This window comes from Guggenheimella bovis (assembly GCF_054492335.1).
Window position 1 is genome coordinate 570,228 of record NZ_JBQWTF010000001.1, and the last position, 25,598, is coordinate 595,825.

The 25,598-nt window shown below is 44.4% G+C and carries 23 protein-coding genes and 1 other annotated feature; of the genes, 5 read left to right on the forward strand and 18 right to left on the reverse strand.

The window, feature by feature from the left end; all coding sequences use genetic code 11:
- Positions 1-5 precede the first annotated feature (5 nt).
- Complete coding sequence (gene glmU, locus ACUB3H_RS02960) at positions 6-1,373, reverse strand: bifunctional UDP-N-acetylglucosamine diphosphorylase/glucosamine-1-phosphate N-acetyltransferase GlmU (RefSeq protein WP_459129165.1); 1,368 nt, start codon at positions 1,371-1,373, stop codon at positions 6-8.
- Positions 1,374-1,442: 69 nt separating this feature from the next.
- Positions 1,443-1,706: a septation regulator SpoVG gene (gene spoVG / locus ACUB3H_RS02965; protein WP_459129166.1), complete on the reverse strand. Its 264-nt coding sequence runs from the start codon at positions 1,704-1,706 to the stop codon at positions 1,443-1,445.
- A gap of 150 nt (positions 1,707-1,856) precedes the next feature.
- Here spoVG and murC point away from each other — a divergent pair, with 150 nt between their 5' ends.
- Entirely contained in the window at positions 1,857-3,227 is a 1,371-nt protein-coding gene (gene murC, locus ACUB3H_RS02970; RefSeq protein WP_459129167.1) for a UDP-N-acetylmuramate--L-alanine ligase, read from the forward strand.
- 25 nt (positions 3,228-3,252) lie between these two features.
- On the opposite strand, the gene ACUB3H_RS02975 is transcribed toward murC, so the two are convergent.
- Together ACUB3H_RS02975 and ACUB3H_RS02980 are read right to left on the reverse strand one after the other, a co-directional pair.
- Entirely contained in the window at positions 3,253-4,740 is a 1,488-nt protein-coding gene (locus tag ACUB3H_RS02975; protein WP_459129168.1) for an SH3 domain-containing protein, read from the reverse strand.
- An 81-nt stretch (positions 4,741-4,821) separates the two neighbouring features.
- A complete protein-coding gene (locus ACUB3H_RS02980; protein WP_459129169.1) occupies positions 4,822-6,336 on the reverse strand; it encodes a Mur ligase family protein in 1,515 nt (504 codons plus the stop codon).
- A gap of 63 nt (positions 6,337-6,399) precedes the next feature.
- On the opposite strand from ACUB3H_RS02980, the gene ACUB3H_RS02985 reads away from it, so the two are divergent.
- Positions 6,400-6,579: a hypothetical protein gene (locus ACUB3H_RS02985; protein ID WP_459129170.1), complete on the forward strand. Its 180-nt coding sequence runs from the start codon at positions 6,400-6,402 to the stop codon at positions 6,577-6,579.
- Here ACUB3H_RS02985 and lspA read toward each other — a convergent pair.
- From lspA to ACUB3H_RS03010, 5 genes are read right to left on the reverse strand one after another with little or no spacing between them, the layout of a single operon-like run.
- Entirely contained in the window at positions 6,569-7,039 is a 471-nt protein-coding gene (lspA, locus tag ACUB3H_RS02990; protein ID WP_459129171.1) for a signal peptidase II, read from the reverse strand. The two genes, ACUB3H_RS02985 and lspA, sit on opposite strands and share 11 nt — an antisense overlap.
- Before the next feature lie 8 nt (positions 7,040-7,047).
- Positions 7,048-8,550 (reverse strand): cardiolipin synthase, encoded by a 1,503-nt coding sequence (cls, locus tag ACUB3H_RS02995; protein WP_459129172.1) that lies wholly within the window; start codon positions 8,548-8,550, stop codon positions 7,048-7,050.
- Between the two features lies 1 nt (position 8,551).
- Entirely contained in the window at positions 8,552-9,175 is a 624-nt protein-coding gene (gene trmB / locus ACUB3H_RS03000) for a tRNA (guanosine(46)-N7)-methyltransferase TrmB (protein ID WP_459129173.1), read from the reverse strand.
- A 2-nt stretch (positions 9,176-9,177) separates the two neighbouring features.
- The gene (locus tag ACUB3H_RS03005; protein ID WP_459129174.1) at positions 9,178-10,524 is read right to left on the reverse strand and encodes a putative glycoside hydrolase; all 1,347 of its coding nucleotides are present in this window, start codon (positions 10,522-10,524) and stop codon (positions 9,178-9,180) included.
- The gene (locus ACUB3H_RS03010) at positions 10,511-11,392 is read right to left on the reverse strand and encodes a nitroreductase family protein (RefSeq protein WP_459129175.1); all 882 of its coding nucleotides are present in this window, start codon (positions 11,390-11,392) and stop codon (positions 10,511-10,513) included. The genes ACUB3H_RS03005 and ACUB3H_RS03010 overlap by 14 nt, the downstream gene beginning before the upstream one ends.
- Before the next feature lie 82 nt (positions 11,393-11,474).
- Between ACUB3H_RS03010 and ACUB3H_RS03015 the strand changes: the two genes are divergently transcribed.
- A complete protein-coding gene (locus ACUB3H_RS03015) occupies positions 11,475-12,791 on the forward strand; it encodes an MBL fold metallo-hydrolase (protein ID WP_459129176.1) in 1,317 nt (438 codons plus the stop codon).
- 39 nt (positions 12,792-12,830) lie between these two features.
- Here ACUB3H_RS03015 and ACUB3H_RS03020 read toward each other — a convergent pair whose 3' ends face one another.
- The 3 genes from ACUB3H_RS03020 to tyrS form a co-directional block, all read right to left on the reverse strand.
- Positions 12,831-13,784, reverse strand: a complete 954-nt coding sequence (locus tag ACUB3H_RS03020) for an MIP/aquaporin family protein (protein ID WP_459129842.1) — start codon at positions 13,782-13,784, stop codon at positions 12,831-12,833.
- The gene (nifJ, locus tag ACUB3H_RS03025; protein ID WP_459129177.1) at positions 13,781-17,329 is read right to left on the reverse strand and encodes a pyruvate:ferredoxin (flavodoxin) oxidoreductase; all 3,549 of its coding nucleotides are present in this window, start codon (positions 17,327-17,329) and stop codon (positions 13,781-13,783) included. The genes ACUB3H_RS03020 and nifJ overlap by 4 nt, the downstream gene beginning before the upstream one ends.
- 162 nt (positions 17,330-17,491) lie before the next feature.
- Entirely contained in the window at positions 17,492-18,709 is a 1,218-nt protein-coding gene (gene tyrS / locus ACUB3H_RS03030; RefSeq protein WP_459129178.1) for a tyrosine--tRNA ligase, read from the reverse strand.
- 38 nt (positions 18,710-18,747) lie between these two features.
- Positions 18,748-18,950 (reverse strand) — a binding site (T-box leader).
- Positions 18,951-19,046: 96 nt separating this feature from the next.
- On the opposite strand from tyrS, the gene ACUB3H_RS03035 reads away from it, so the two are divergent.
- Together ACUB3H_RS03035 and ACUB3H_RS03040 are read left to right on the forward strand one after the other, a co-directional pair.
- Positions 19,047-19,478, forward strand: coding sequence for an NfeD family protein (locus ACUB3H_RS03035; RefSeq protein ID WP_459129179.1), 432 nt, complete (start codon positions 19,047-19,049; stop codon positions 19,476-19,478).
- Between the two features lie 9 nt (positions 19,479-19,487).
- Positions 19,488-20,384 (forward strand): SPFH domain-containing protein, encoded by an 897-nt coding sequence (locus ACUB3H_RS03040; RefSeq protein ID WP_459129180.1) that lies wholly within the window; start codon positions 19,488-19,490, stop codon positions 20,382-20,384.
- Between the two features lie 58 nt (positions 20,385-20,442).
- On the opposite strand, the gene ACUB3H_RS03045 is transcribed toward ACUB3H_RS03040, so the two are convergent.
- From ACUB3H_RS03045 to ACUB3H_RS03070, 6 genes are read right to left on the reverse strand one after another with little or no spacing between them, the layout of a single operon-like run.
- Positions 20,443-20,934, reverse strand: a complete 492-nt coding sequence (locus tag ACUB3H_RS03045) for a LemA family protein (protein ID WP_459129181.1) — start codon at positions 20,932-20,934, stop codon at positions 20,443-20,445.
- An 8-nt stretch (positions 20,935-20,942) separates the two neighbouring features.
- Entirely contained in the window at positions 20,943-22,172 is a 1,230-nt protein-coding gene (locus ACUB3H_RS03050) for an aminopeptidase (RefSeq protein WP_459129182.1), read from the reverse strand.
- 37 nt (positions 22,173-22,209) lie between these two features.
- Entirely contained in the window at positions 22,210-22,446 is a 237-nt protein-coding gene (locus ACUB3H_RS03055; protein WP_459129183.1) for a heavy-metal-associated domain-containing protein, read from the reverse strand.
- Positions 22,447-22,484: 38 nt separating this feature from the next.
- Positions 22,485-24,620 carry a heavy metal translocating P-type ATPase gene (locus ACUB3H_RS03060; RefSeq protein WP_459129184.1) on the reverse strand — a complete coding sequence of 712 codons (2,136 nt, stop codon included), beginning with the start codon at positions 24,618-24,620 and terminating at the stop codon, positions 22,485-22,487.
- A gap of 32 nt (positions 24,621-24,652) precedes the next feature.
- On the reverse strand, positions 24,653-25,048 hold the full coding sequence (locus ACUB3H_RS03065; protein ID WP_459129185.1) for a hypothetical protein: 396 nt from the start codon (positions 25,046-25,048) through the stop codon (positions 24,653-24,655).
- On the reverse strand, positions 25,042-25,581 hold the full coding sequence (locus ACUB3H_RS03070; protein WP_459129186.1) for a ribonuclease H family protein: 540 nt from the start codon (positions 25,579-25,581) through the stop codon (positions 25,042-25,044). Before ACUB3H_RS03070 ends, ACUB3H_RS03065 begins: the two co-directional genes overlap by 7 nt.
- Positions 25,582-25,598 lie beyond the last annotated feature (17 nt).

Consider the following 25,598-nt stretch of genomic DNA (forward strand, 5'->3'; position numbering starts at 1 on the left):
TCCTCCTATTTGGAATATTTCGTTTTACCCTTCGCCCAACCTGGCTTAAGGGTCATGGGCCGACGTCCAATGGCGAGAGCCTCTTCTGGAACATCGTTTGTGACAGTCGTACCAGCTGCAATATAAGCCCCCTCTTTAATCTCTACGGGACTAATGAGGTTTGCATTACAGCCGATAAATACACGGTCTCCGACAGTGGAGCGCGTCTTTATGAGTCCGTTGTAGTTTACAAAGACTACGCCGCACCCGACATTGACTTGACTTCCCACGTCGGCATCACCGATATAGCTAAGGTGCGATACCTTCGTATCATCACCGAGCGTTGCATTTTTAAGCTCCACAAAGTCTCCGACCTTGCAGCGTTTTCCTACGACCGAGTTTGGTCGCATGTAGGCGTAAGGACCTACAGCCGTATCTTCTCCTACTTCACTTTGAAGGACGGTCGAATCGAAGACGTGAGCACCTGAATGGATGACGCTATCTTCGATCGTGACGTTGGGTCCGATGAGTGCATCGGATTCGATGGTGGAGTTTCCCTTGATGAAGACGTTCGGTTCGATCACGACGTCATTTTGTAGCGTCACGGTTGAATCGATATAGACACTTCTCGGATCGATCATCGTGACGCCTTCTTGCATCCAGTGCTCATTGATGCGGTCACGAATAATACTTATTGCTTTTGCTAGTTCACTTCTCGTATTAATTCCAAGAATTTGTCTCTCGTCGTGGGTAACAAAGCCATCGACCTTCTCCCCTGCTTGACTCATGATCTCTACGAGATCTGTGAGATAGAATTCTTTCTGGGCGTTATGATTTTGAATCATTGGTAAGTACGTTTTTAGCTTTTCTACGCTTACAAGAAAGACACCGGAGTTAATCTCTTGAATCTTCCTTTCTTCTTCTGAGGCATCCTTTGCTTCTCTGATAAAACGCACGACGCCGTTTTCTCGAATGATTCGCCCATAACTCTTAGGATCATCTAGATGCACCGTTAAAACGGAGAGTGCATTTTTCTTTTCTTCATGAAAGGCTTCAAAGGCCTTAACCGTTTCGATCGTTAAAAGCGGCGCATCACCACAGAGAATGAAGACATTGCCTTCTTTAAGAGCGGGAAGAGCAGCCTTTACGGCATCGGCTGTCCCGAGTTGATTCTCTTGGACACAAAAGGTCACCTGTTGATCTTTAAAGGCTTCACGAATATCAGAAGCGTCATCACTTACGATGAGAACGGTGTTTTCACTTCCTACACCCTTCGCAACATCGACGACGTATTGAAGCACAGGACGACCTAGAATCTCGTGCATGACTTTAATTTTTTTTGATTTCATTCGCTTGCTTTTTCCAGCAGCGAGAATGACAGCATTCAGTTTCATAAGAACCCTCCACACCACATTATACATGATTCAGACAAAAAAAAGAGAGCCTAGCTCTCTTTGATCCATTTACTCTGCTTGTAAGCGATTCGAATAGTCTCTTAGAACCGACTCTGCTATGTAGGTTCTCATTTCTGAGTTAATAGGATGTGCTACATCGATGTATTTCCCATCAGCTGCTTTTCTACTCGGCATCGCAACCATGAGTCCCGATTCATTTTCGATGATTTTTATACCGTGAACGACGAAGCTTCCATCAAACGTTACAGAAGCGACGGCCACGAGCTTACTATCATTGTCGATTTTTCTAAGACTTACTCCAGTGATCTCCATAGTGTACTCCTTTGGTTTTCTACCCCTAGCGTATCAAACAAGTAAAACACATTCAACCGTTGATTTCTTACGCTAAACGAGCTTTTGAACGGAAGTAAATGACTGAAGGTTAACCTAGACTTATGATATAATAGTTGGTCGGAGGGACCTATGAAATCATTTTTTCCCGAAAATATAAAACGCATCCATCTGATCGGCATCGGCGGTATCAGCATGAGTGCGCTTGCAAAAATATTACATCTAAATGGCTATATCGTTTCAGGATCGGATTTTCAAACATCGGAAACGCTTGAAGAGCTCGAAGCGATGGGCCTTAAAGTCCAAGCATCCCATGAAATAAAGATGGTAGAAGAAGCAGACCTTGTCATCTTTACGAGTGCGATTCACGACGATAATCCAGAATTAAAGCACGCTCGAGAGCTAGGAATCAAAACCATTCCAAGAAGTCAATTCTTAGGGATTCTAACGAGTCAATTTACACACTCTTTGAGTATCAGTGGAACGCATGGAAAGACGACGACGACTTCGATGGTAGGCGTCATGATCAAAGACATCGATCCCGTCATTCTAGTAGGTGGTAACGTCGACGTCTTAGGAGGAAATGCCTATATCGGTCACGGTAACACCATCGTAAACGAAGCTTGTGAATACCACAGAAGCTTCTTAGACTTTGATACCTCGATCGGAGTCATTCTTAATGTCGATAGCGACCATCTCGACTACTTTAAAGACTTAGAAGAGATTAAAGAGACGTTCTTAGACTTTGCTGAAGGAATCCGTCCTGGTGGAACAGTCATATTAAATAAAGACGATACCAATGCTTACTCGTTAAGAACAAAGATCGATAAAAGAATTCTCACCTACTCTATGAAAGAAAGTGCCGATCTCGAAGCGAGAAATATAAGCTACAGCGAAACAGGTAACGGAAGCTTTGACGCTTACTTAAACGGTGAATTCCTAGGAAGAGTCAACCTATCCGTTGCTGGAGAGCACAACATCTCAAATGCCCTTGCTGCCATTCTTTCAGTCTCCTTAGTGACCGACGTCAAACCGCTTTTAACAAAGCTCTCTGATTATCACGGAACGGCTCGTCGCTTAGAAGTCAAGGGAACCTTTAACGGTGCAGTCATCATTGAAGACTACGCCCACCACCCCACAGAGATCAAAACGTCCATAAGAGCACTCAAGAGGATGTTTCCCGGTAAGCGCCTCTATGTTGCTTTTCAGCCTCACACTTATACGAGAACGAAGCTCCTCTTTGAAGATTTCGCGAGTGCTTTCGTAGATGCCCATGAGGTCGATCTCATCGACATCTACGCCGCGAGAGAAGAAGACATCTACGGCATTAACTCCAAGATGCTTGCAGAGCACATCAGTGATGTGAGCCACAATGCGACCTACCGCGGTTCCATCGAAGATGAGCTTGAATTCATAAAAAATAGACTCCACGATGGAGACGTCTTCGTCGCCATGGGAGCCGGTAATGTCAATCGAATTCCAAAGGAATTACTAAAAAAATAAGATCCGTTCAATGAACGGATCTTTTCTATTTTGTTCCAAAAGCATGGGTTGCTTTGATCATGGATGGAATCACGCGGAGAACTCCGACGAGATTACCAGAGGAATAAGAATAACTTCTCGTTGTCACAGCTGCTGCATCGTAAGGGCTAAAGTTATGGGCGCTATGTAGCACTCGTAGACTTTCTGAAACAGAGTTTGAATCTTCTACACAGATTCCTGTGTGACCTGCTGGATTAGAATAGCTTCCACCCCAGACGAGGATATCTCCTCTTCTTGGATAGGTCGATGGATCATCTGCGTTAAAGTAGATCTTTACGAAGTACTTGTCGCTCGCATTCTTCATGAGATCGCGTGCGTTTCCGCCATTACTAATACCGCGATACTTTCCGAAGAGGTCGAGTGCATATTGGTTCACGGTATCTGTACACCAGCTTACACCGTCACCGTTAGGATCTAAGAACTTACCTTCTGCCCATTGCATCCAAGCTTCTTGACGATTGCTTACAGGAATTCCTGCAGCAGGCATTTCTGGATTCGTAACCGATGCATATTGCTTAAAGATCCAACCAGACTGACCTTGGTAGTTAATGCGATACCAAGTAGCATTTTGATCGGTAAATTTAACGACTGCACCGTAAGGAATAACATTTACACTGTCTGAGGAGGTTGATGCACTAGCACGTACATTGAGACCATCCATGGCATTAATACGAACATATCCTTGGAATTTATCGATTGCTTCTTTCGCACCGATGAGTTTTGTCAGTTTACTGTGAATGAAGCCCATCTTGCCATCGTATTCGATCTCATACCAACCGTTTTCGATGCCAAAGTAGGATGCCTTCTGTCCTTCTGGGATGACACCGACGATGTCTCCAGTTATCGAAGGATTACTTCGAATGTTGAGGCCATCATTACTTAGAACTTGAATCTCACCGAGTGCTTTTTCTGTCGGTGCTTCAGGTCCTGCGACCTCTGAGAGTACAGAAGTGTAGTAGGAGTAGATATAACCGGGCTTGCCGTCAGAGACGACTAAATACCAGCCATTCTTTAACTCGTAAAAGTTCACTTCTTTTCCGTAAGGGACTACGCCAATGATTTCTGAATAGGAGTCAGCGGACTTTCTAAGGTTTAATCCATCCTTAGAGGTGACTTTAATGACCCCTTTAGGTTGATTACCTGACTTTTCAACTTTAGCTTTTGTAGCAGTTTGTTTAGTCGAAGCAGGAACTAGTTTAGCTAGATCACTGCGTACATAGGCGGTCGACTTATCTTCTAGCGCGATTTTAAACCAAGGGTATCCTTCGGAATCCTTTTTGGTAGTTGCTAGATATATAAATGTGGCGCCTTTGTCTACAGAGTCGATGATTTTAGAATTCGTATTTGAATCTGCTCTCAATCGAACGCCGTTCGCCTTGATTTCAATTTGGTTATTAGCAGCTGCGTGAGAAACTACTGGGGCGACTGACGCAAGAATCATCAGAAAGCACATTATGAATGCTATCTTCTTCATCGTCCTTCCTTTCTTCGGTCGAAAAAATCGACCTCTCACTAAAACTTCTATCAAACACTATAAAACAATTGCTATAAGTTGTCAACTTTTGGTTAATTCGAGATGCCCGCAAACGCGTGATTGCAAGGGTTTCAGGATTTCATTTTTGTCAAAAGAGGGGTTTCTCCTGACAACCTCATGGAGTAAAATCGATCCACCAAAGTCCATTCCCTGACATCCAGCAAGAAGAAGAAGGTCACCAGGGCCAGTTAGATCGAGTCCCTTAAGGACTGCTTCTTCTAAGGTGTCATAGAGATCGTAGCTGAGATCATTCGCTTTGAGTGTCTCTTCGAAGACCTTTTGCTCTTCTGGATGCACCTCATCCTTTTTCATGGTGTGATCTGTGGACCTCGTCGCAATGATCTTCTTAAAGTGAAGTGTCTTATTCCATTCGACGATGGCTTCAGCGTTTTCTTTATTCGTATCGACACCGCGGTTACCACGGATCGCATAGACAAAGACGATATTCTTATAATCCATCATAGAAAGTGTCTTCAGTGTCACGTCGATATTACCTTTATTGGCAAAGTGATCATCGATGACTTTGAAGTCCTTTTCGTAGATGATCTCAAAACGCCTCTCGACGCCTTCAAAGTCGTGAAGGCCTTTCTGAATCGCATCGAGACCTACGCCTAATAGAAGACTCATCGTAATAGCACTTAGTGCATTGACTAAAGAGTGATACCCTGGGATCTTCAGTTCGAGCGGATAACGGCCGATTTTACAAGCTTCAAACGAACGATTAACGAGAAGGACAAACTTCGCTCTTCCAGTGGTTAAATCAACCTCATCGATTGAAACATCAACTTGTTTGTTGGAAACCGAGAAATAAACGCGTTCTGCAGAGGTTTGAATATTACGAATTCGCTCGTCATCGTAGTTTAAAACGGCAAAAGAGCCCTTTTCGAGTCGTTCAATGAGGAGTGCCTTGGCACGAAAGTACGATTCAAAGTCACCATGGAGGTCCATATGCTCGTTCGATAGGTTATTAAAAGCTGCTACCTTTACATGAAGGTGATCTAGTCGGTGCGTCGAAAGCCCGATGGAACTCGCTTCCATAGTAACGTGGGTGACACCTGCTTCTTTCATGTCTCTTAAGTGTCTTTGAATATCTGCCGATTCTGGTGTCGTAAGAAGCGAAGGAATAGATACGTCACCGTATTCTACCGCAACCGTTCCCATAATACCGACGTTCTTTTTGTCGGCTTCTAAGATTTTTCGAAGCATTCCCACCGTCGTCGTCTTACCGTTTGTGGCCGTGACGACAGCAAGTGTAAGGTCTTTCGAAGCGTCGTTAAAGAATCGAGCGCTGAGTCTTGCTAGCATTTCTCTCGAATTCTCTACGATAAAGAGCGGCACCGCACACTCTACCTCTCTCTCTCCTACCACGGCTACCGCACCGCTTTTTACGGCTTGTTCGATGTAACGGTGGCCATCTTGAAGTTTTCCTACGAGAGCGACAAAGAGATCTCCCTCTTTTACTTCTCTTGAGTCCCACTGAATGGAACGAATCTCTATATCTCCTTCAAAGGATGGAATGAGTTCTTTTAGCTTCATCGTATGTCCTTTCATTTGAAAAATTGCCATTTGTCATGTAAAATGGATGCGAGGTGATAAATCATGAATAAGAGTGTTCGCTTGTTTTTAATCGGCTTTTGCATTATGGCCATCATCTCTCTCATTGGAGGATATGCCATTTATACAAATACCAATCCAAAAGCTGAACTAGAACCTGTCGTTCAAGAAAAGCTCATTTTTGAAAACGGCGTTACAGCCGACGACTACGATCCTAGTAAATAATCGGTTTCTCTCTCTTTTTATCAAAGAAAAGTAGATCGATGATTAAAAGAATCGTTCCAACCGTTACAAAGCTATCCGCCACATTAAAAATGGCAAAGTGAATGAGTCGAACATCGATAAAGTCGACCACATAGCCTAAGAGGATGCGATCAATCCCATTTCCGATCGCCCCGCCGATGACAAATGCTAAACCAATCGTCAATAGATTGGTTTTTGTCTTTTTTAAGATCTTTACAAGGAGCACGATGAGAACGAGGCTCATCACAACACTTACACCAGCTAATATTCCTGTGTGCTTTGAAAAGATTGAAAAGGCTGCGCCAGTATTTTTCGCATACGTCCAGTGGAGGACATTTTCGATCACAGGAACGGTCTCTGAAACCTGAAAATTCGTCACGACGAGGTATTTTGTGAATTGATCCATGGCTATGATAAAAAGAATGATGATGATCTCTAACATAGCACCTCCTATTGTAATGGGCTTAAGAGTCTTCCGAGCGATTCAAGCACACGGCGAAAGACGCTTCGCTTCTCGTGTTCTTCTAAAATAATTTCTCTCGAATGCTTCGTATCTTCTAAAAAATCCCGACTTAATTTATCAGTTACTTCCTTATTATATAGGAAGGCATTGACTTCATAATTAATGGCTAAACTTCGAATGTCCATGTTGGCCGTTCCAACCGAGGCTCGGTCGTCGGAGATGACGACTTTTGCGTGGATAAAGCCACCCTCGTAGCTAAAGATGCGAACACCGTGCTGCAGGAAGTCTTCTATATTATCTTGTGAGGCCCAGTAGACGAAGAAGTGATCTTGCTTACTAGGGATGATGATTCTCACGTCGACACCAGAGAGAGCAGCGTTCATGATGGCATCTTTAATGCCTTCATCTGGTACGAGATAGGGCGATGTGATCCAAAGCCGATCGGTTGCACTCGTTACGAGTGTAAAGTAGGCTTGCTTTATGACTTCGAGGTTATAGTCCGGTCCACTTTCTGCAATCTGTAGTGGAATGTGATTTTTCTCTTCGTTCTGTGGAAAGAATGAGGCGTCGTTTAGGATTTCTTTTCGAATGAAGTTCCAGTCATTTAAAAAGATCCGTTGTAGGCTCCACACGCCATCACCTACGATGCGTAGGTGCGTATCTCGCCAAAAGCCAAAACGCTTCAGGAGTCCTACGTATTCATCGCCGACATTCATGCCGCCGACGTAACCGATTTTCCCATCGATCACCACAATTTTCCTGTGATTTCTATAGTTGAGTTTTCTACTTAATATTGGGAAAACCACTGGATAGAACTCTGCAAGATCTATCCCAGCATCCTTTAACTCCTGGAGGGAGCTCTTCTTTAAGCGCACCGTTCCTACGGAATCGTAGATCAATCGAACCTTTACGCCTGCCCGTGCTTTTCTTATTAGGATGTCTTTCAGTCGATCGAAGATAAAGCCATTCTTAAAAATGAAGTACTCTAGGTGAATGGTCTCCTTTGCTTCTTCGAGATCTTGAAAGAGGCGATCGAACTTCTCTGCTCCACTCGTAAAGATCTCGACGTCGTTATTCGTAGACAACTGACTTGAAGCCTTATTCGATAAAAAGGTTTTAAGCTTATCGTTAGAGGTGTCAAAGGAGTTGGCGTAAGGAATATTTATAACGGCTTCTGTATTCTTTGCATGCTCTTGCTTTTTTAGCGCTTCTCTACGCTTAAAGAGGTTTCTTCCTACGAGAATGTAGGCGAGAAAGCCGATATAGGCATCGACATAGAATACGACAAGCCATGCGATCGTCGCTTGCGGCGAGTTATTATCGATGAAAATTAAAAAGCATAGCCCAATTGCATACACGACAAAGCTGTAATGGGCAACCTCTTTAAAGACGGCCCAGTACTGTAAGGAGTCCTTACCCTGTACAACGACGAGTAAGAGACTGATACTTAGCATGCCGATTAATACTGCAACGAGCGTACGCTTCTTCATCTTATTCCTTATAATAGATCAGTGCATGAATGGGCTTTCCCTCTGCGGCAAAGCGCAACTCATACTCTGTCGGGATATTGTCCTGGATGCGATCATCATGGTGCAAATCATAGCTTACAAAGCTAAGCTCACGACCGGTACGACGAAACTCCTCGACGGAGAAGTCGAAAAAGTCTCTGGAATCCGTCTTAAAGCGGATAAATCCACCTGGTTTTAAGAGGCGATCGTACTCCTTTAAGAAACTCTCATAGGTGAGGCGTCTTTTCGCATGACGTGCCTTAGGCCAGGGATCGCTGAAGTTTAAATAGATTCCTTCAAAGGTTTCATCGTCTATGAGTTCTGCAAAAGCTTCAAAGGTGCTATTTGCGATCCTTAGGTTTTCAGGAAACTCATTTCGATTGTTGGCTTTTAATAAAATGGCATCACTTTTATCGATTCCAAGGTAGCGGTTTTCAGGATTTTTTAAGGCAAGCTCGGTCAAAAAGCCTCCCTTTCCCATACCGACTTCAAGAAAGCAACGTCCCTCTTTAAGCCAAGCGAGGAGCTCCTCGCTTTCTTTTACATCCATAAGAGACTCTACTTGTAATAGCTTCTCTTGTGTTCCTTTTTTCTTTCTCAGTCTCATCCTTACTTTACCGCCTCAATGTGATATTTTCCGCTTGCATTCCATAATAGATATTCGTAAATCCCCTGCTCTTCAAGTGCTCGAATCTGATCCTTCACTTCCTTGTTTCCATAAGGATATCCCATAGAAAAGTCTTGAATCCAAGGCCTAATAAGGGCAGGATTTTTAAGGTTTGCATTTCTCGAGAGGGCATCCATGAGAGAGTATTTTACCGTCTCATAGGGCTTCGCGTTAGGACTATAGAGTCCGAAGATGCCACGGTTGTAGTGAGAAGGATAGATCATGGGAGAGATGACGTCGGTGACGTTACTAATGGCTTCCCAGTGTTGACCGATACTTACATCGTCCTTTGCCGTAGCAGTCCAACCGAAGACGTCTGCACTGATGGGCTTTGGAAAACTTCGAAGTTGACTTCTTGCATACATCAGAAAGCGCTGAATGGTCGCGGTCTTATGAATCTCCGGCCCACCTTGATAGTCAGCCTTGGAGTCTAAGATGTCGGGGAAACGCACATAGTCAAATTGCACTTCATCGAATCCGTACTGCAGCGCTTCCTTAGCTGCTAAGGAAACGTATTCCCATAGCGTTTCGTCATAGGGGGATCCCCAGTAGACGTGGTCGTGTAAGAGCGGAGATCCATCTTTTGTAAGGATCGCACGCTCAGGATAGGTCTTCGCGTAGAGTGGCGATTTAAACACGACGACGCGTGCAATTAAGTAAAAACCACGGTTCTTTAGTTTTTGCATCCACTCTGCAGGGTTTTTAATACGCTTGATGTTTCCTTCCGGGGAAAACTTCGCTGCTACTTTCGAATCAAAGAGAAAGTAGTCGGAGTCATCCTTGTAGTCGATGACGAGCGTATTGATGTCACTTCCTTTAAATTGATCGAGCCAGGAATCGATTCCTTTTTCAATGACTCTCGGTGGAACGTAGACACCTTTTACCGGATAATAGTTTCGAAACATCGTGGGCTTATTGTAGAACTCATCGTACTTCGCTTCTTTTTGAGGATACGTAATACGACTCTTAAACTGGTCTCCTAAGCGATTACTAGGGACGTAACCTGTAAACCCATAGCGGTCTAGTACGAGTGAACGATCGCCTTCTGAAGCAATGAGAAAAACGCGTTCTTGAAAAGCAAGAGGTCGAATCAGAACATTATTCTTATCCTTGAGCTCTACGCCCTTTTCTACGATAAAGAAAGGATCCTTAGGACTCACCGCAAGCTTCATTTCAGACGGCACAAAATGCAGAGCCCTTACGGGCTCTGCTCCAGCGCGTGAAAGTTGTAGTATGACAACGACGACGACGATCAGAAGTACAGCAAGTAAATATTTAGTGTAACGCATACGTTCCGACAAGTGCGTAATTATCTGGAATTTGAACGCCTTCAGCCTTCATTTCCCAGTTACCCACGAGTCCCATTTCGTTCATTGCAAGTTTAAAATAGTACATTGCAATGCCTGCTTCGAGATTTTCGCTGACACGATCTTCGGATTCGTTCTTTTCAATAGCAAGATACATTGCATGATCTTTAATTAAAAATTTCCAAGGTTGGCGGTTTGCAAAACTAGGAGCATGCTTCATGTAAGAATAAGCTTCTCCTAAGCCTCTCGCTTCAAGCTCATCATAAGTCGTCTCTTTACCCCACTCATCGAGGTAGACGAAGGATGACGTCTCTTTACGGGAAACGCGGTCGTCTTTTTCAATTTCGAGGTTTCCGTATCCACCCTCAGAATAGACGCTTCCCTTATTAGCACGTAAGCCTTGGAAGAATTTCTCGATAAAGCTCGGCTCTTCTGGCTTTCCAAAAGCGATAATCGCACGAACCGTCTTTTCAGATTCGATTCCCAATTGAGCTTTTACTTTTTCAGGATCGATCACATGGATCCAAACGCTTCCTAGTTCAAGCTCCATGAGTTCAAACAGTAGCTTTTCTGTGTAATAACCACCTTTTCTGATCGCCTCTTCAGACTCGCTCGTCAATAGAGCAATATAATGAGGTGCTTTGATCATCACTCCATTATAGCCAGCAATTCCCTCGAGTTTAGGACTTGCGTATTCACCCTCAGTGATCACAGCAAAATCCACTTCTGGTGCAACGTCAGTAATGTTTTTAATAAGGCTTTTGACGTTAGCCAATTGCGTGCCAGTAATAGGTGATTTCTGATAGTCTCTACAAGACTTCTTGTTGATAATCGTCTCCAATTTATTCATATAGCCCTCCATGATTATTATAAGAAAAATACTGTAATAATTCAACCGCGATTCTCTGGGTATATTGGTAGCGGAGGTCATTATGATTATCACACCCGAAGGCGCATCCTTAGAAGTAACAGGATCGTCCTACCATTTTAAAACCAAAGAGTCGAACTTTGTCGTAGATATGGGACTTTTCCAAGGTCCTACGGAGACCAAGCTTAAAAACCGAGACCCCTACACCTTCGTTATGAAGGATCTAGACTTTGTTATTATTACCCACGCTCACGTCGATCACTCGGGAAGACTTCCACTATTAGCACAAGCTGGCTTTTCTGGAAAGATCTTTATGAGTTATGAGACGAGAGATATTGTTGAAGCACTCCTTCAGGACTCTGCAAACATTCAATCGAAAGAAGAAGATCCACTCTATACGCTAGAAGATTACGAGCGCGTTCGTAGCCTCTTCTATCCGATTGCACTCGAAAAGACCTATGAAGAGAAGGACGTTCGCTTCTCCCTCCATCCATCTGGTCACCTACTCGGTTCCACTTATGTGACGATCGAAACGGAAGGAAAGGTCATCACCTTTTCCGGTGACTTAGGAAGAAAAAACAGCCTCTTCTATCAAGAATTTACCGATCCCAAAGATTCCGACGTCCTCTTTCTCGAATCGACCTATGGCATGAGCTTACATCCACCGATCGAACAAGCCTTTATGAAGCTCTTTGAAACCATCATGATTCAGTTCTCCAAAGGCCATACGGTGATTATTCCAGCCTTTAGTATCGGTCGAACGGCGGAGATTCTCTATGGACTCCATAAGTATGCGATCGATCACAACGTCACCGATGTTTTCTACGACATCCCCATCTATATCGATTCACCGCTAGCGATTAAAGGACTCGATCTCTACAAGCAAAACTACGATGCGATGAACCCGAACTTTAAAGCAGAACTCTTAAATCTTCCTAACGTAAACGTCCTAAAGGAAGCAGAGCAGTCCTTTATCTTAGATAAGAAGACGACTCCTAAAGTCATCATCAGTTCGAGTGGCATGGCAGAAGGTGGACACATTCAGCATCACCTTCAAAGCTTTCTCCCCTTCTCCAATACGACGGTTATCTTCGTTGGTTACCAAGCAGAAGAAACAGTCGGTAGAGAAATCTTAGAAGGGAAAAAAGTCGTACGCATTCAAGAACTCGAGGTTGAAAATAATGCTACGATTATTAAGGTTCCTGGCTTTAGTGGCCACGGCGATCAAGCGGATCTTCTGAGCTTTGTAAGACAAGCAAACCCTAAAAAGATCATCTTAACCCACGGTGAAAAGGAAACGATCGATGGCTTTAAGATCTTCCTTGAAGGCGAAGGCTACGAGGTCGAAGTCGCAGAGCGATTTAAAGAAATTGAGATATGAAAAAAGAGTGATTCCGTAGGAATCACTCTTTCCTTTTTCTTATTGATTTTGTTCTTGAATTTGTTCTTTTACTTCTTCTTGAATCTCTTCTTTTACTTCTTCAACAACCGCTGGCGTTGGTTCCTCAACGACAACAGGCGTTGGTTCTTGGTTTACAGCAAGCTTTTGTTCGTCAATTTTTACAAGCTTCGGTGCTTCTGTTACAACGAGTGTTGCTCCTTCCGCTTCAACGAGCTTTGGTTCTTCGTTTCTTGTAATCTTATGGAAGATCCAAGCGAGTAAGCTACCTGCCATAGGAGCTACTAAGAAGACCCACACTTGTTCAAGTGCTGTTCCTGCTGCAAAGACGGCTGGTGCTAAGCTTCTTGCAGGGTTCACGCTCGTTCCTGTGAGAGGAATGCCGATAAGGTGAACGCCAGCTAAGCTAAGACCGATGACGATACCTGCGACAGCGCTGTTCTTTTCACTTCTCGTAACTTCTAAGATGACCCATACAAAGATCATGGTTAAAACGACTTCAGCTGCGATAGCACCGACCATGGAAAGCTTGACTGCACTCAGTTCTCCAAAGCCGTTAGCACCTGTTCCTGAGAGTAAACCACCCGTTTCCTGAGAGAGGAAGTAAATGATACCAGAACCAGCAAAAGCACCTGCCACTTGGCTTACGACGTAACCGATGAAGTTACCGAAACTCAAGCGTCCATCGAGAAGCATGGCAAAGCTTACGGCTGGATTTAAGTGAGCTCCACTTACAGGGCCGATCGAATAAGCCGCGAGGACGATACTAATACCAAAAGCCATACTGATGGCTAGTACACCAACAAAACCTGTGCCGAGACCGGCGTTTAAGCCTCCTGTAACGACTGCTGTTCCACAACCGATGAGGACGAGCATCATCGTTCCAAAAAGCTCAGCTAAAAACTTTTTCATGAATTCTCCTTTTCTTGATAAAAAAAAATAAGTGCACCTTACAGTGCACTTATTCCCATTTATTTGATGGAATAATCCATATTTGCCATACGAACGTAGCTTAGGTAGCGGTTACGTGCAGCTTTTTCTGTTTCAGCAAAGAGTGCTTCTGCTTCCTCTGGGAAAGTATTCTTGAGGATTGTGAAGCGGCGCTCGGAGAGAATGAAGTCTCTGAAGCTCTCTGTTGGTTCCTTGGAGTCGAGTGTGAATGGGTTTTCACCAGCATCAGCTTTTCTTGGGTCGAATCTCCAGAGGTGCCAGTAACCAGCCTTAACAGCTTTTTCTTCTTGACGTTGTGTCGTTCCCATACCTGTCGTAATACCATGAGCGATACATGGAGCATAGCAGATGACGAGGGATGGTCCGTGGTAGCTTTCAGCTTCTTTGATCGCCTTTAAGAATTGGTTCTTATCGGATCCCATAGCAACTTGAGCAACATATACGTATCCGTATGTCGTTGCGATCATACCGAGGTCCTTCTTACCAACTCTCTTACCTGCTGCAGCGAACTTAGCAACAGCTGCAAGTGGTGTTGACTTGGAGGATTGTCCACCTGTGTTGGAGTAAACTTCTGTATCGAATACGAGGACATTTACGTCTCTGCCTTGAGCGAGAACGTGGTCGAGTCCACCGTAACCGATGTCGTATGCCCAACCGTCACCACCTAGGATCCATTGTGATTTCTTGCGTAGGTAGTCTTTGTTATCAGCGAGAACTTGGAGATCTTCCTTGGCATCGCCAAAGTTCTTCTCATCCATTAGCTTTTCTTCGAGGATTTGAGCATATGGGAGGGAGAGATCGTAGTCAGCCATGTTTTCGATCCAGCCCTTGAGAGCATCTTTGATGTCTTGAGCGATGTTCTTCTTCATAGCTTCTTCAGCATGGAACTTCATGACGTTGCGTTTGTTCTCTACGCTGATTGCCATACCAAAGCCGAACTCTGCGTTATCTTCGAAGAGGCTGTTTGCCCATGATGGACCCTTGCCTTCAGCATTCTTTGTATAAGGTGTGCTTGGAGCTGATGCACCCCAGATGGAGGAGCAGCCCGTAGCGTTAGCGATCATCATGCGATCACCGAAGAGTTGTGTAACAGCCTTGATATAAGGTGTTTCACCGCAACCTGCGCAAGCGCCGCTGAACTCGAAGAGAGGCTTCTTGAATTGGCTTCCCTTGACGTTGGTGTGATCCATAACGCCTGTGCGCTCAGGTAGGTTAATAGCAAAATTCCAGTTTGGAATTTGACGTTCCATTTGACTTTCGATTGGTTTCATCACGAGTGCTTTTGACTTTGGAGCTGGGCAGATATCAGCACAGTTTCCGCAACCTGTACAGTCGAGTGTAGAAACTTGAATCTTGTATTCGAAGTTCTCAAGTCCCTTACCAATAGCCTTAATGGTGTTGAATCCTTCTGGTGCCTTAGCTTTTTCGTCAGCATCTACGAGGAATGGACGGATAGCAGCATGTGGGCAGACGAAGGAACATTGGTTACATTGGATACAGAATTCACTTTGCCATTCAGGTACGTTAACAGCGATACCGCGTTTTTCGTATTGGCTTGTACCTGCATCCCATGAACCGTCTTCACGACCAACGAAAGCACTTACTGGAATCTTGTCACCAGCTTGAGCACTCATTGGACGGAGGAGTTTTTCGATGATTTCTGGTTCACCTTCAAGAGCCTTGACAACTGTATCTTCAGCTGTTGCCCATGAAGCTGGAATTTCGAACTTATGAAGTCCTGCGATCGATTGGTCAACAGCGTTGTAGTTCATTTGAACGATGTCTTGACCCTTCTTACCGTAGGTCTTTTCAATTTCTTTCTTTAAGAGATCAATCGCTTGCTCGATCGGAAGAACGTTAGCAAGTTGGAAGAACGCTGTCTGCATGATCATGTTGATGCGTCCACCGAGACCAACTTTTTCAGCGAGCTCTGTAGCATTGATCGTATAGAACTTGATGTCGTTATTAGCGATATAACGCTTCATTTGACCAGGAAGGTGAGCTTCAATTTCTTCAGGTGTCCATGTTGTATTAAGTACGAATGTTCCACCCTTCTTGAGTCCCTCTACGAGGTCATATTGCTCTACATAAGCTTGGTTATGGCAAGCGATGTAGTCAGCTTCGTCGATGAGGTAGGTTGAACGAATGCGCTTCTTACCAAAACGTAAGTGGCTGATCGTTACACCACCGCTCTTCTTAGAGTCGTATGCGAAGTAACCTTGAGCGTACATGTCGGTGTTGTCGCCGATGATCTTAATAGCAGACTTGTTAGCACCAACCGTTCCGTCAGAACCAAGACCCCAGAACTTACAACGAACGGTTCCTTCATCAACGATAGAAACTTGTTCTTTCACTTCGAGTGATGTATTTGTCACGTCATCTACGATAGAGATCGTGAAGCCATTCTTTGGCTCATCAGCTTTGAGGTTTTCGAATACTGGATAGAGGTGTGATGGCGTCGTATCTTTGGAACCGAGACCATAACGTCCACCTACGATAACAGGTGCGTTTTCTTGATCTTGGAAAGCACTACGAACGTCTAAGTATAGTGGTTCGCCTGGAGCACCTGGCTCCTTGCAGCGATCGAGTACAGCAATCTTCTTAACTGTCTTTGGAATAGCATTTAAGAGTGCTTCTGTAACGAACGGACGATAGAGGTGAACCTTTACAAGACCGACCTTTTCGCCACGTGCGTTTAAGTAATCAACGAGCTCTTCAATAGCTTCTGTTACAGAGCCCATAGCAACGATAACACGGTCAGCATCTGCTGCGCCGTAGTAGTTGAAGAAATCATAATGACGGCCAGTGATCTTTTCGATCTCACCCATGTATTCCTTTACGATGCCAGGAACGCGATTGTAGAAAGGATTGGATGCTTCTTTTGCTTGGAAGAAGATGTCTGGGTTTTGAGCCGTACCACGTGTAATTGGTTTTTCTGGACGAAGTGCTTTTTCTCTAAAGCGTTTTAATCCTTCTTGGTCTACGAGACGTGCATAGTCTGCATAGTCGATGACTTCGATCTTTTGAATTTCGTGTGATGTACGGAATCCGTCGAAGAAGCTTACGAAAGGAACGCTTGATTTAATCGTTGAAAGGTGTGCAATACTTGCGATATCAATAACTTCTTGAACAGAACCAGCTGCGAGTAATGCAAAGCCCGTTTGACGAACGCTCATGACGTCACTGTGGTCGCCGAAGATGCTTAGAGCATGTGTAGCGATAGCACGAGCACTGACATGGAAGACGCATGGTAGTAATTCACCAGCGATCTTGTACATGTTTGGAACCATGAGGAGAAGACCTTGGGATGCAGTAAATGTGGATGTTAAGCTACCAGCTTGAAGTGATCCGTGAACTGCTCCAGCAGCACCACCCTCTGATTGCATTTCTTGAACGAGTACTGGCTGGCCAAAAATGTTTTTCTTTCCGTGTGCTGCCCACTCATCGACAACCTCAGCCATGGTTGAAGATGGAGTAATCGGATAGATTGCAGCAACTTCTGTGAAGGCATAGGCTACGTGTGCAGCAGCCGTGTTGCCGTCCATCGTTTTCATTTGCAACTTGCTCATTATTCCTCCTTAAAATATACACCTCTATCATAGCCTCTAAAGGTTAGAAAGTCAAAGAACGTACGTTAGTATCTAAGCGACATTTTTTGATCACTTTGTTACTATGGCGTAATAATTTTTAGGGCAAAAAAAAGAAGAGGATGATGTTTTCATCCTCTAGGTTTATGCATTTACAAGCTTATGGAAGATTTTCTTGCCCTTTCGAACAATCGCTCCTCCCTCTTTAAAGTCCTCTTCTTTTAGTAAGACAAAAGGATCCGTTAGGAGCTCATCATTTAGGCGTAAGCCATTTTGACTCATGAGTCTTCTTCCCTCGCTCTTTGAAGCGATGAGTCCGATCTCTACGAGTACTTCTAAAAGTTCTCTTCCTACGAGTCCCTTTAGTTCACTCGTTGGCATGTGCGTATCATCTGCTCCACCTTGGAATAAGGCACGTGCTGCAGATAGTGCCTTTTCAGCCTCTTCCTTTCCGTGAACCATCTCTGTAAGCGTATAGGCAAGGACTTCCTTAGCATGATTTAATGCCTGTCCGCCCTCGGCCGTTAGCTTTTGAATCTCATCAAGTGGGAACATCGTTAAGCGCTTAAAGAGCATCTCAACTTCACTGTCTTGAACGTTTCTCCAGTACTGGAAGAAGTCGAAGGGCGACGTCCTTTCAGCAGAGAGGTAGATCGCTCCACCGAGGCTCTTTCCCATCTTTTGACCATTGGCACCCGTTAAAAGGTTAAAGGTTACAGCATATGCTTGTGCTCCCTCTTCGACTCTCCTGATGAGGTCGACTCCACCTAGGATGTTACTCCACTGGTCGCTTCCACCCATCTGAACCGTACAGTTTTCAGTTCTATAGAGATGTAAGAAGTCATAGGCTTGCATCGGCATGTAGTTGAACTCCAAAAGACTTAAGCCTTGATCGAGGCGCTTGGAATACGTCTCCATGTGAATCATGCGGTTTACGAGAAAACAGGGACCGTAATCTCTTAAAAACTCTAGGTAATTGAGCTTTAGTAGCCAGTCGGCATTATTAAGCATGATGGCTTTTCCGTCAGAAAAGTCGATGAACTTCTCCATCTGCTTCTTAATCGCTTCGGAGTTCTTTTGAATGGTCTCAACTGTAAGCATCTTTCGAACTTCATCACGACCTGTGGGGTCACCGATGAGTGTTGTACCACCGCCGATTAAAATGATCGGACGATGACCTGCTTCTTGTAGGCGCTTTAAAACCATGAGGGTCTGAAAGTGACCTACCGTTAAGGAATCTGCCGTCATGTCAAAACCAATATAGAATGTAATCTGACTGTTGTTTAAAACATCCTTGACTTCTTCGTGGGAAACTTGATAGATAAAACCACGTTCTTCCAGTTCTTCGTAAATTCTCGACATGTTCTCCTCCTTTAAATTTGTAATAAAAAACTCGCCCCAAAAAGGGCGAGTGTCTCGCGGTACCACCTTACTTCGTAGCTTTGCTACCTCTTAGGATTTAACGCTACCAACGCTTAGGCCTACTTCTTTCAGCCTAAGAGCTCCGAGCTGTATTCCAAAAGTGCTTCCTTATCTCTTTCCATCCACCAGAGACTTTCTATAAAGGGACACACTCTGTACTTGTGCTCTTCAATGCTTCTAAGCCTAGAATAACGAATTTTTTAAAGCTTTGCAAGCCTTTGTTTACACTTCAAAGAAGTAGGTATAAATAGTGTGATAAAAAAAGAAAGGAGCCCCTATGGATTTTTTGATTTCAAATCCACCGGTCTTGTGGCTCATATTAGCAGTCGTCCTTATGATCATCGAAGCCATGACGGTAGCTTTGGTGACCATTTGGTTTGTCGGTGGTGCGCTAGCAGCGATGATTATCGCTCTCTTTGTCGACTCCATTGTCGTACAAATCGGCGTCTTTCTCGTAGCTAGTATCGTACTATTACTGCTTTTACGTCCATTTGTAAAAAAGACTCTTTCCTCGGTAGAACCCACGAATGCCGATCGTTTGATCGGAAAAAAAGGTGTCGTCACTCGCCCTTCGAGTGAATTCCACCCCGGGGTAGGAAGAGTAGAAAATCAAGTGTGGACGATTGAAGCAGAGGATAATCGACCCTTACCTATGGATTATGCCTTTGAGGTCATTTCCATTCAAGGTGTCAAACTCATCGTAAAATAAGGAGAAGTTATGGCAGGACTCATTTTAATTGGTTTACTTATTCTCATCGCGATCTGGATCATATCGGTTAACATCCGAATCGTTCCCCAATCACAAGCATACGTTGTCACAAGACTCGGAAGCTACAAAGAAACTTGGGATACTGGACTACATATTAAGATGCCTTTTATTGAAGCTGTCGCTCAAAAGGTCAGCTTAAAAGAACGCGTCGTCGACTTTGCTCCACAACCCGTTATCACAAAAGATAACGTCACCATGATGATAGATACCGTCGTCTACTTCCAAATTACCGATCCAAAGCTCTACACCTATGGTATCGATAATCCCATTAGTGCCATTGAAAACCTCACAGCTACGACACTTCGTAACATCATCGGTGACCTAGAGCTCGACGAATCACTTACAAGTCGCGACATCATTAATACGCAAATGCGCTCCATCCTCGATGAAGCAACGGATCCCTGGGGAATCAAAGTAAACCGCGTAGAGCTTAAGAACATCCTCCCTCCAAAGGACATCCAAGAGGCGATGGAAAAGCAAATGCGTGCAGAACGTGAACGTCGTGAAAGCATTCTTCGTGCAGAAGGTCAAAAGAGATCGGCAATCCTCATCGCAGAAGGTGAAAAGCAAGCTCAGATCCTTCAAGCAGAAGCTTACCGCGAATCGACCATTAAGCGTGCAGAGGGTGATGCAGACGCGATCCTCTTAACACAAAAGGCGAACGCTCAAGGTATGAAGCTCCTCTTAGAGAATGCTCCTAAGGATGTAGTTGTAAGCTTAAAGGGCTTTGAAGCACTTCAAAATATCAGTTCTTCACCATCTAGTAAACTCATTATTCCTTCAGAGATTCAAGGAATGGCAGCACTTGCAGCTGGTTTAAAAGAGACGATTAAAGAAGAAGCATAATAAGAATAATCGTTAGAAAAAAAGGAAAGGATCGTTTTGAACACGATCCTTTTTTATGTTAGTTGATTTCTAAGAAGGGAATTGTATGGAAACCAAAGAGCTTCGCTACGATCGATTGAGGAAAGCTTTCCACCTCGATGTTGTACTTCTTCACGGTGGTGTTATAGAAGGATCTCATGACAGCAATCTGCTGTTCCGTTTCAGAGAGCTCCTTTTGAAGCTTTAAGAAGACTTCAGACGTCTTTAGCTCAGGATAGCTTTCGAAAGAAATGGTTTCCTTAAGTCTTTCTGATGCGATGACTCCTTTTTCGAGGTCTCCAGCTTCCATCATGCGCTTTATCTCTGTGAGCTTTTCTAACGTCGCTTTCTCAAAGCCTTCATATCCTTTTACAACTTCAACGAGTGGTGGAATGAGGCTAGAGCGTCTTTTTAACTCCTCATCGACGTGGGCCCATTGCATCTTGACGCGTGTCTTAACGCGTTGGAGCTTATTAAAGGTAATAGCAATATACCCGACTAAAAGTATGAGAACGATCGCAATAACAATCATCCTTCCTCCTAGATTCTCCAGTCTCCATCCTTTAAGAGGACGACTTGTTCTCCATTCTTTTTCACGCCGATGACTTCGAGCTCTTTACTTCCGACCATGAAGTCGACGTGAATGAGTGAGTCGTTCATTCCAAGCTTTAGGTTTTCTTCATCACTTCGTTCGGTGCTTCCTGGTAGATTCTCACCATAGGCTGCACCCAGGGCAAAGTGACAGGAGGCATTTTCATCGAAGAGCGTATTTCTAAAGAGGACTCCCGTATTACTAATAGGTGAGTTGTGGCTTACGAGAGCGACTTCTCCAAAGTGGAGTGCTCCTTCGTCCGTTTCAAGAAGGCCCTTAAGCGTCTCATAACCTTCTTTTGCACTGTAGTCGACAATTTTTCCATCCTTAAGCGTGAAAGAAAATCCATCGACGACTGTTCCACGAACGCTTAGAGGCATGGTTGCACGAATCGTACCGTTTACTTTATCGCGGTGAGGCATGGTAAAGACTTCTTCTGTTGGAATGTTTGCCATGAAGAGCTCACCATCAGGGCTCACAGAGCTTCCTCCGACCCAAGCATGACCCTCTACGAGGTAAACTTCGAGGTCTGTTCCTGGTCCTTTATAAAGAAGCTTTTCAAAGCGAGCTTCGTTTAGATAATTCTCGTGTTCTTTGAGCTTGCGGTCGTGTTCCTTCCAAGCTTCAATGGGATCCTCGAGATCGACTCTCGTCGCAAAGAATACCTTCTCCCAGAGTTTTTCGATGGCTTCTTCTTCTGGAAGATCAGGGAATACGAGCTTTGCCCACGCTTTACCGACATTACAAGCTCCTAACCACTTGACGCGGTTTTCCATCACATACTTATCGAGAGGTTTATTAGCTACAGAAAGTGCTCTTTGAACCGTTGCAATCTTCTTGGGATCGACTTCCTTTAAGAGCGTTGGATTCGGCGTTCCGATCGAAAGCAGATGGTGCTTATCGAGGTACATCTTTTCCATGTATTCAACTCTGTAGCTGGGAGCGTATTCGAGGGCTTCAGGAGAAGCGTAGTTGTAGAAATTGAGCGTCATCTCAGGATCAGAGAACTTAAGCTCAATGTCCTTTGCCCCAGCTTCATAAGCATAGCGTTGGCAGAGTCTAGCAAGCGGTAGACCTTCTTGGTCAAAACGAATAACGAGGCTGTCGCCTGGCTTAATCGCGAGACCGAAGTTTACGAGTAATTTTGCGTATTTTTCAAGCATTTCTTGATGTTTCATGATATTCTCCTTATGTATAAAGGGGATTTCTCCCCTTTTAAAGCACTGCTTCGAGATCCTTTTCTTCGAGTGGCACTTCTCTTGCAGGATATCCTGCTTCTTCAAGTGCTAAAAGATACTTATCGGTATCAAAGGTATCGTCGACCTCTACTAAAGATGTTCCCGTCGTAAGATCGACTTCTGCTCCGTCAGCACCGTTTGCAAACGTAATCGTTCTTACACGTCCGACGCAGCCTTGGCAGCGCATATTTTTTACAGCAAATTTTTTTCTCATCTTTGCTCCTTTCCGTGCGAATTACTAATACCCTCCCATTAGAGCTTTACACGGGAGAGACGTAAGGCATTCATGACGACACTCACACTAGAGAGACTCATGGCAAGGGCTGCGATCATGGGGTTTAGTAGCGGTCCTCCAAAGGCATAGAGAATACCTGCTGCAAAAGGAATTCCGATGATGTTATAGATAAAAGCCCAAAAGAGGTTCTCTTTAATGTTTCGAATGGTCTTACGTGAGAGTTCGATCGTCGAAGCGACGCGTAAGAGGTCTCCGTGCACGAGCACCACATCGGCACTCTCCATCGCAATATCGGTTCCTGTTCCCATCGCGATTCCCACGTCACTTGTGACAAGTGCCACCGAGTCATTGATGCCGTCACCGACCATGCTCACGACCTCACCTTTTTCTTGGATGCGCTTAATGATCTCGCTCTTTTCTTCTGGCGTAACGGAAGCGTAGAACTCTTCAACTCCTACTTTTTTTGCGATCTCTTTTGCGATGGATTCTCTGTCACCTGTAAGCATGATAGGCTTTATTCCCATGGTTTTTAGCGTCGCTACGGCTTCTTTTGAGGTGCTCTTTAGAGCGTCCTTTAGGACAAACGTTGCAGCGAGAACGCCATCGATACTAAAGTAGATCCCTACTTCTGACGTCTCGTCTTCGATTCCTAAGAGCTTTCTATTTCCTGCAAGTAAGTGTAATCCTTCGATGTCACCCTCTACGCCAAGGCCTGCGTGACTCTTGAAATTTACGACAGAAAGTGATTTCTTATGGAGGTCTAGAATAGCCGTAGCATAGGGGTGCTCACTAAAGCGCTCTAAACTGGAAACGAGATCTAGAATCCTTTCATCCGGTAGATCTGAAAGGTTCTTCCACTCGACGACTTCAGGCTTTCCTTCTGTTAGCGTTCCCGTCTTATCAAAGACGACCGATGTAATCTGGTGCGCCTTTTCAAGCGCTTCTCCGCTTTTCATGAGGATGCCGTTTTTAGCAGCCGTTCCCGATGCCACCATGATGGCAGTAGGCGTCGCAAGGCCTAAGGCACAAGGGCAAGCGATCACGAGGACGGCTACAAAGATTCGAATGCTAAAATTAAGATCCTTACTAACAAAAAACCACACGATAAAGCTAATGAGTGCGATCAGCATGACCGCCGGTACAAAGACACCGCTCACCTTATCGGCAAAGCGTGCAATGGGTGCTTTTTTAAGTTGAGCACGCTCCACGAGTTCAATAATCTGATTTAATAGCGACTCCGTCTGAACCTTTGTAACACGTATGGTCAAGGCATTCGAGATGTTTAAGGTACCGCTAAAGACAGAGTCTTCCTCGGCCTTTTCTAAGAGTTCACTCTCTCCTGTGAGCATCGATTCATCGACCGTGCTCTTCCCTGAGACGATGATGCCATCTAAGGGAATGTTCATCCCAGGTGTGACGAGAATGATGTCGTTTTCATGAATCATTCCCGTAGGAACTTCTCTCGTCTCGTCACCTTCTATGAGGATGGCATTCTTCGGTCGAAGCCCGATGAGCTTCTTTACAGCATCGGTCGTCTTCCTTTTGGAATGCTCTTCTAAAGTCTTTCCCACCTTAATGAGTGTAATAATCGTCGCTGCCGTTTCAAAGTAGAGCTCATGAACGTAGTGATCGTGGCCACTAAAGATTAAGAAGGTGTGATAGAGACTAAAGAGAAAGGCTGCACTCGTTCCCACGGCGATGAGTGTGTCCATGTTGGGACTCTTTAAAAGCAGGCTCTTTATTCCCCTTTGATAGAACTCTTTACCGATCACCATGACCGTAAGTGCCAATAGAAGCTGAATGGTCGCGTTGATCTTTGGCGTAATAAAGCGAGGAAGAGTAAGTCCTAGCATCGGTCCCATGGAAAAGATCAGTAGAAGAAAGGTGAGCCCTACGAGCCAGTAGAGCGTCTTATCGATGCCCTCTTCTTCTACTTCCTCTGGTTCATCGACGAGTTCATAACCAGCCTTTGCAATGGCTCCTCGAAAGTCCTCGAGGGCGACCTTCGTTTCGTCGTAGAAAATGCGTCCTTGTTTCGTGACATTATTGACCTCGGCTTCTTTGACGCCCTCTACTCGTAAGAGCGCCTTTTCGACGGCCTGTGAGCAAGCCGAGCAGCTCATGCCCTCGATCGTAACGATACGTTCCTTCATTTTTCTCCTTAAAAAAAGACCTCCTTTGAGGTCTAGTAGGTTTCTTCCTTATTTCCCTTTAGCTTCATGACGATGAAGACGATGAGTAGTTGTAGGATGATAAAGAGTCCCGTCATGATCGTCTGATAAAGGCTCAAGCGTTTAAAGAGATACATGATGGCACTCAATGTGATCACACCGACATCTAAGAGAATGAGCGTCACATTTGAACCTACATTTTTTCCAAAAGAATCCATCGGTTCCATAAAGAGAATCGTAAAGATCAGACTGAAGATGATGGTAGCTCCTCCCATGACGAGAAGTCTTAGCGTCTCATCTGGAATGAACTGCGCCAAAATGGTTCTGCTCTTTTCAATAAAAAAGACACCTGCTACTACAAAGTACCAAAGTGCGTGGTATATAAAAGTTTTAGTATTATTTGCTAACATGTTTCCGCCTCTTGTGCTCCCCTATTTGCTAGCTCGTCTGCTTTGTTGTTATATTGGACGAGCTCTTTAAATTGTTCAAATGTCACAGACTCTTGAATACAAAATTTATCATACCAGTTTTGCAAGCTTTTTGCATCACTTTTCAGGTGGCCTTTAATCTTTAAGAGACGTACTTTTTTTATGGGCTCTAAAAGAGCTAAGAGCTCTTTCCAAAGCTCTTGGTTTTCTACTGGCTTTTTTTGAGAGTTCTTCCAGCCATTTAAAATCCACGAATCGATCCAGCGCTCCTGAAAAGCATTTACGACGTAAGCAGAATCACTGTAGATCGTAAGATCAATTTCATTCGTCTTTAGAAGCTTTAGTGCTTCTATGATGGCTGTAAGCTCCATAATATTGTTGGTGGTGTTTTTGGCACCGCCGTAGATTTCTTTTTCATGTTCGTTGTAGATGAGAACAGCGCCCCAACCGCCCGTATTCACGTCACTTTGGTTGTTTCTGCATGCTCCATCGGTAAAAATACGTACTTCTTTCATGGCTACCTCAGTAGTAT

What these genes read in the sequence shown, in the direction of transcription:
- glmU (WP_459129165.1), bottom strand. Translation starts at nt 1,373, where the DNA reads ATGAAACTGAATGCTGTCATTCTCGCTGCTGGAAAAAGCAAGCGAATG.
- ACUB3H_RS03060 (WP_459129184.1), bottom strand. Translation starts at nt 24,620, where the DNA reads ATGAAGGAACGTATCGTTACGATCGAGGGCATGAGCTGCTCGGCTTGC.
- ACUB3H_RS03045 (WP_459129181.1), bottom strand. Translation starts at nt 20,934, where the DNA reads ATGATTGTTATTGCGATCGTTCTCATACTTTTAGTCGGGTATATTGCT.
- ACUB3H_RS03035 (WP_459129179.1), top strand. Translation starts at nt 19,047, where the DNA reads ATGGATTTTTTGATTTCAAATCCACCGGTCTTGTGGCTCATATTAGCA.
- ACUB3H_RS03065 (WP_459129185.1), bottom strand. Translation starts at nt 25,048, where the DNA reads ATGTTAGCAAATAATACTAAAACTTTTATATACCACGCACTTTGGTAC.
- ACUB3H_RS02980 (WP_459129169.1), bottom strand. Translation starts at nt 6,336, where the DNA reads ATGAAGCTAAAAGAACTCATTCCATCCTTTGAAGGAGATATAGAGATT.
- cls (WP_459129172.1), bottom strand. Translation starts at nt 8,550, where the DNA reads ATGAAGAAGCGTACGCTCGTTGCAGTATTAATCGGCATGCTAAGTATC.
- ACUB3H_RS03050 (WP_459129182.1), bottom strand. Translation starts at nt 22,172, where the DNA reads ATGAAACATCAAGAAATGCTTGAAAAATACGCAAAATTACTCGTAAAC.
- ACUB3H_RS03055 (WP_459129183.1), bottom strand. Translation starts at nt 22,446, where the DNA reads ATGAGAAAAAAATTTGCTGTAAAAAATATGCGCTGCCAAGGCTGCGTC.
- ACUB3H_RS02985 (WP_459129170.1), top strand. Translation starts at nt 6,400, where the DNA reads ATGAATAAGAGTGTTCGCTTGTTTTTAATCGGCTTTTGCATTATGGCC.
- nifJ (WP_459129177.1), bottom strand. Translation starts at nt 17,329, where the DNA reads ATGAGCAAGTTGCAAATGAAAACGATGGACGGCAACACGGCTGCTGCA.
- ACUB3H_RS03070 (WP_459129186.1), bottom strand. Translation starts at nt 25,581, where the DNA reads ATGAAAGAAGTACGTATTTTTACCGATGGAGCATGCAGAAACAACCAA.
- ACUB3H_RS02975 (WP_459129168.1), bottom strand. Translation starts at nt 4,740, where the DNA reads ATGAAGAAGATAGCATTCATAATGTGCTTTCTGATGATTCTTGCGTCA.
- tyrS (WP_459129178.1), bottom strand. Translation starts at nt 18,709, where the DNA reads ATGTCGAGAATTTACGAAGAACTGGAAGAACGTGGTTTTATCTATCAA.
- trmB (WP_459129173.1), bottom strand. Translation starts at nt 9,175, where the DNA reads ATGAGACTGAGAAAGAAAAAAGGAACACAAGAGAAGCTATTACAAGTA.
- ACUB3H_RS03015 (WP_459129176.1), top strand. Translation starts at nt 11,475, where the DNA reads ATGATTATCACACCCGAAGGCGCATCCTTAGAAGTAACAGGATCGTCC.
- lspA (WP_459129171.1), bottom strand. Translation starts at nt 7,039, where the DNA reads ATGTTAGAGATCATCATCATTCTTTTTATCATAGCCATGGATCAATTC.
- ACUB3H_RS03005 (WP_459129174.1), bottom strand. Translation starts at nt 10,524, where the DNA reads ATGCGTTACACTAAATATTTACTTGCTGTACTTCTGATCGTCGTCGTC.
- spoVG (WP_459129166.1), bottom strand. Translation starts at nt 1,706, where the DNA reads ATGGAGATCACTGGAGTAAGTCTTAGAAAAATCGACAATGATAGTAAG.
- ACUB3H_RS03040 (WP_459129180.1), top strand. Translation starts at nt 19,488, where the DNA reads ATGGCAGGACTCATTTTAATTGGTTTACTTATTCTCATCGCGATCTGG.
- ACUB3H_RS03010 (WP_459129175.1), bottom strand. Translation starts at nt 11,392, where the DNA reads ATGAATAAATTGGAGACGATTATCAACAAGAAGTCTTGTAGAGACTAT.
- murC (WP_459129167.1), top strand. Translation starts at nt 1,857, where the DNA reads ATGAAATCATTTTTTCCCGAAAATATAAAACGCATCCATCTGATCGGC.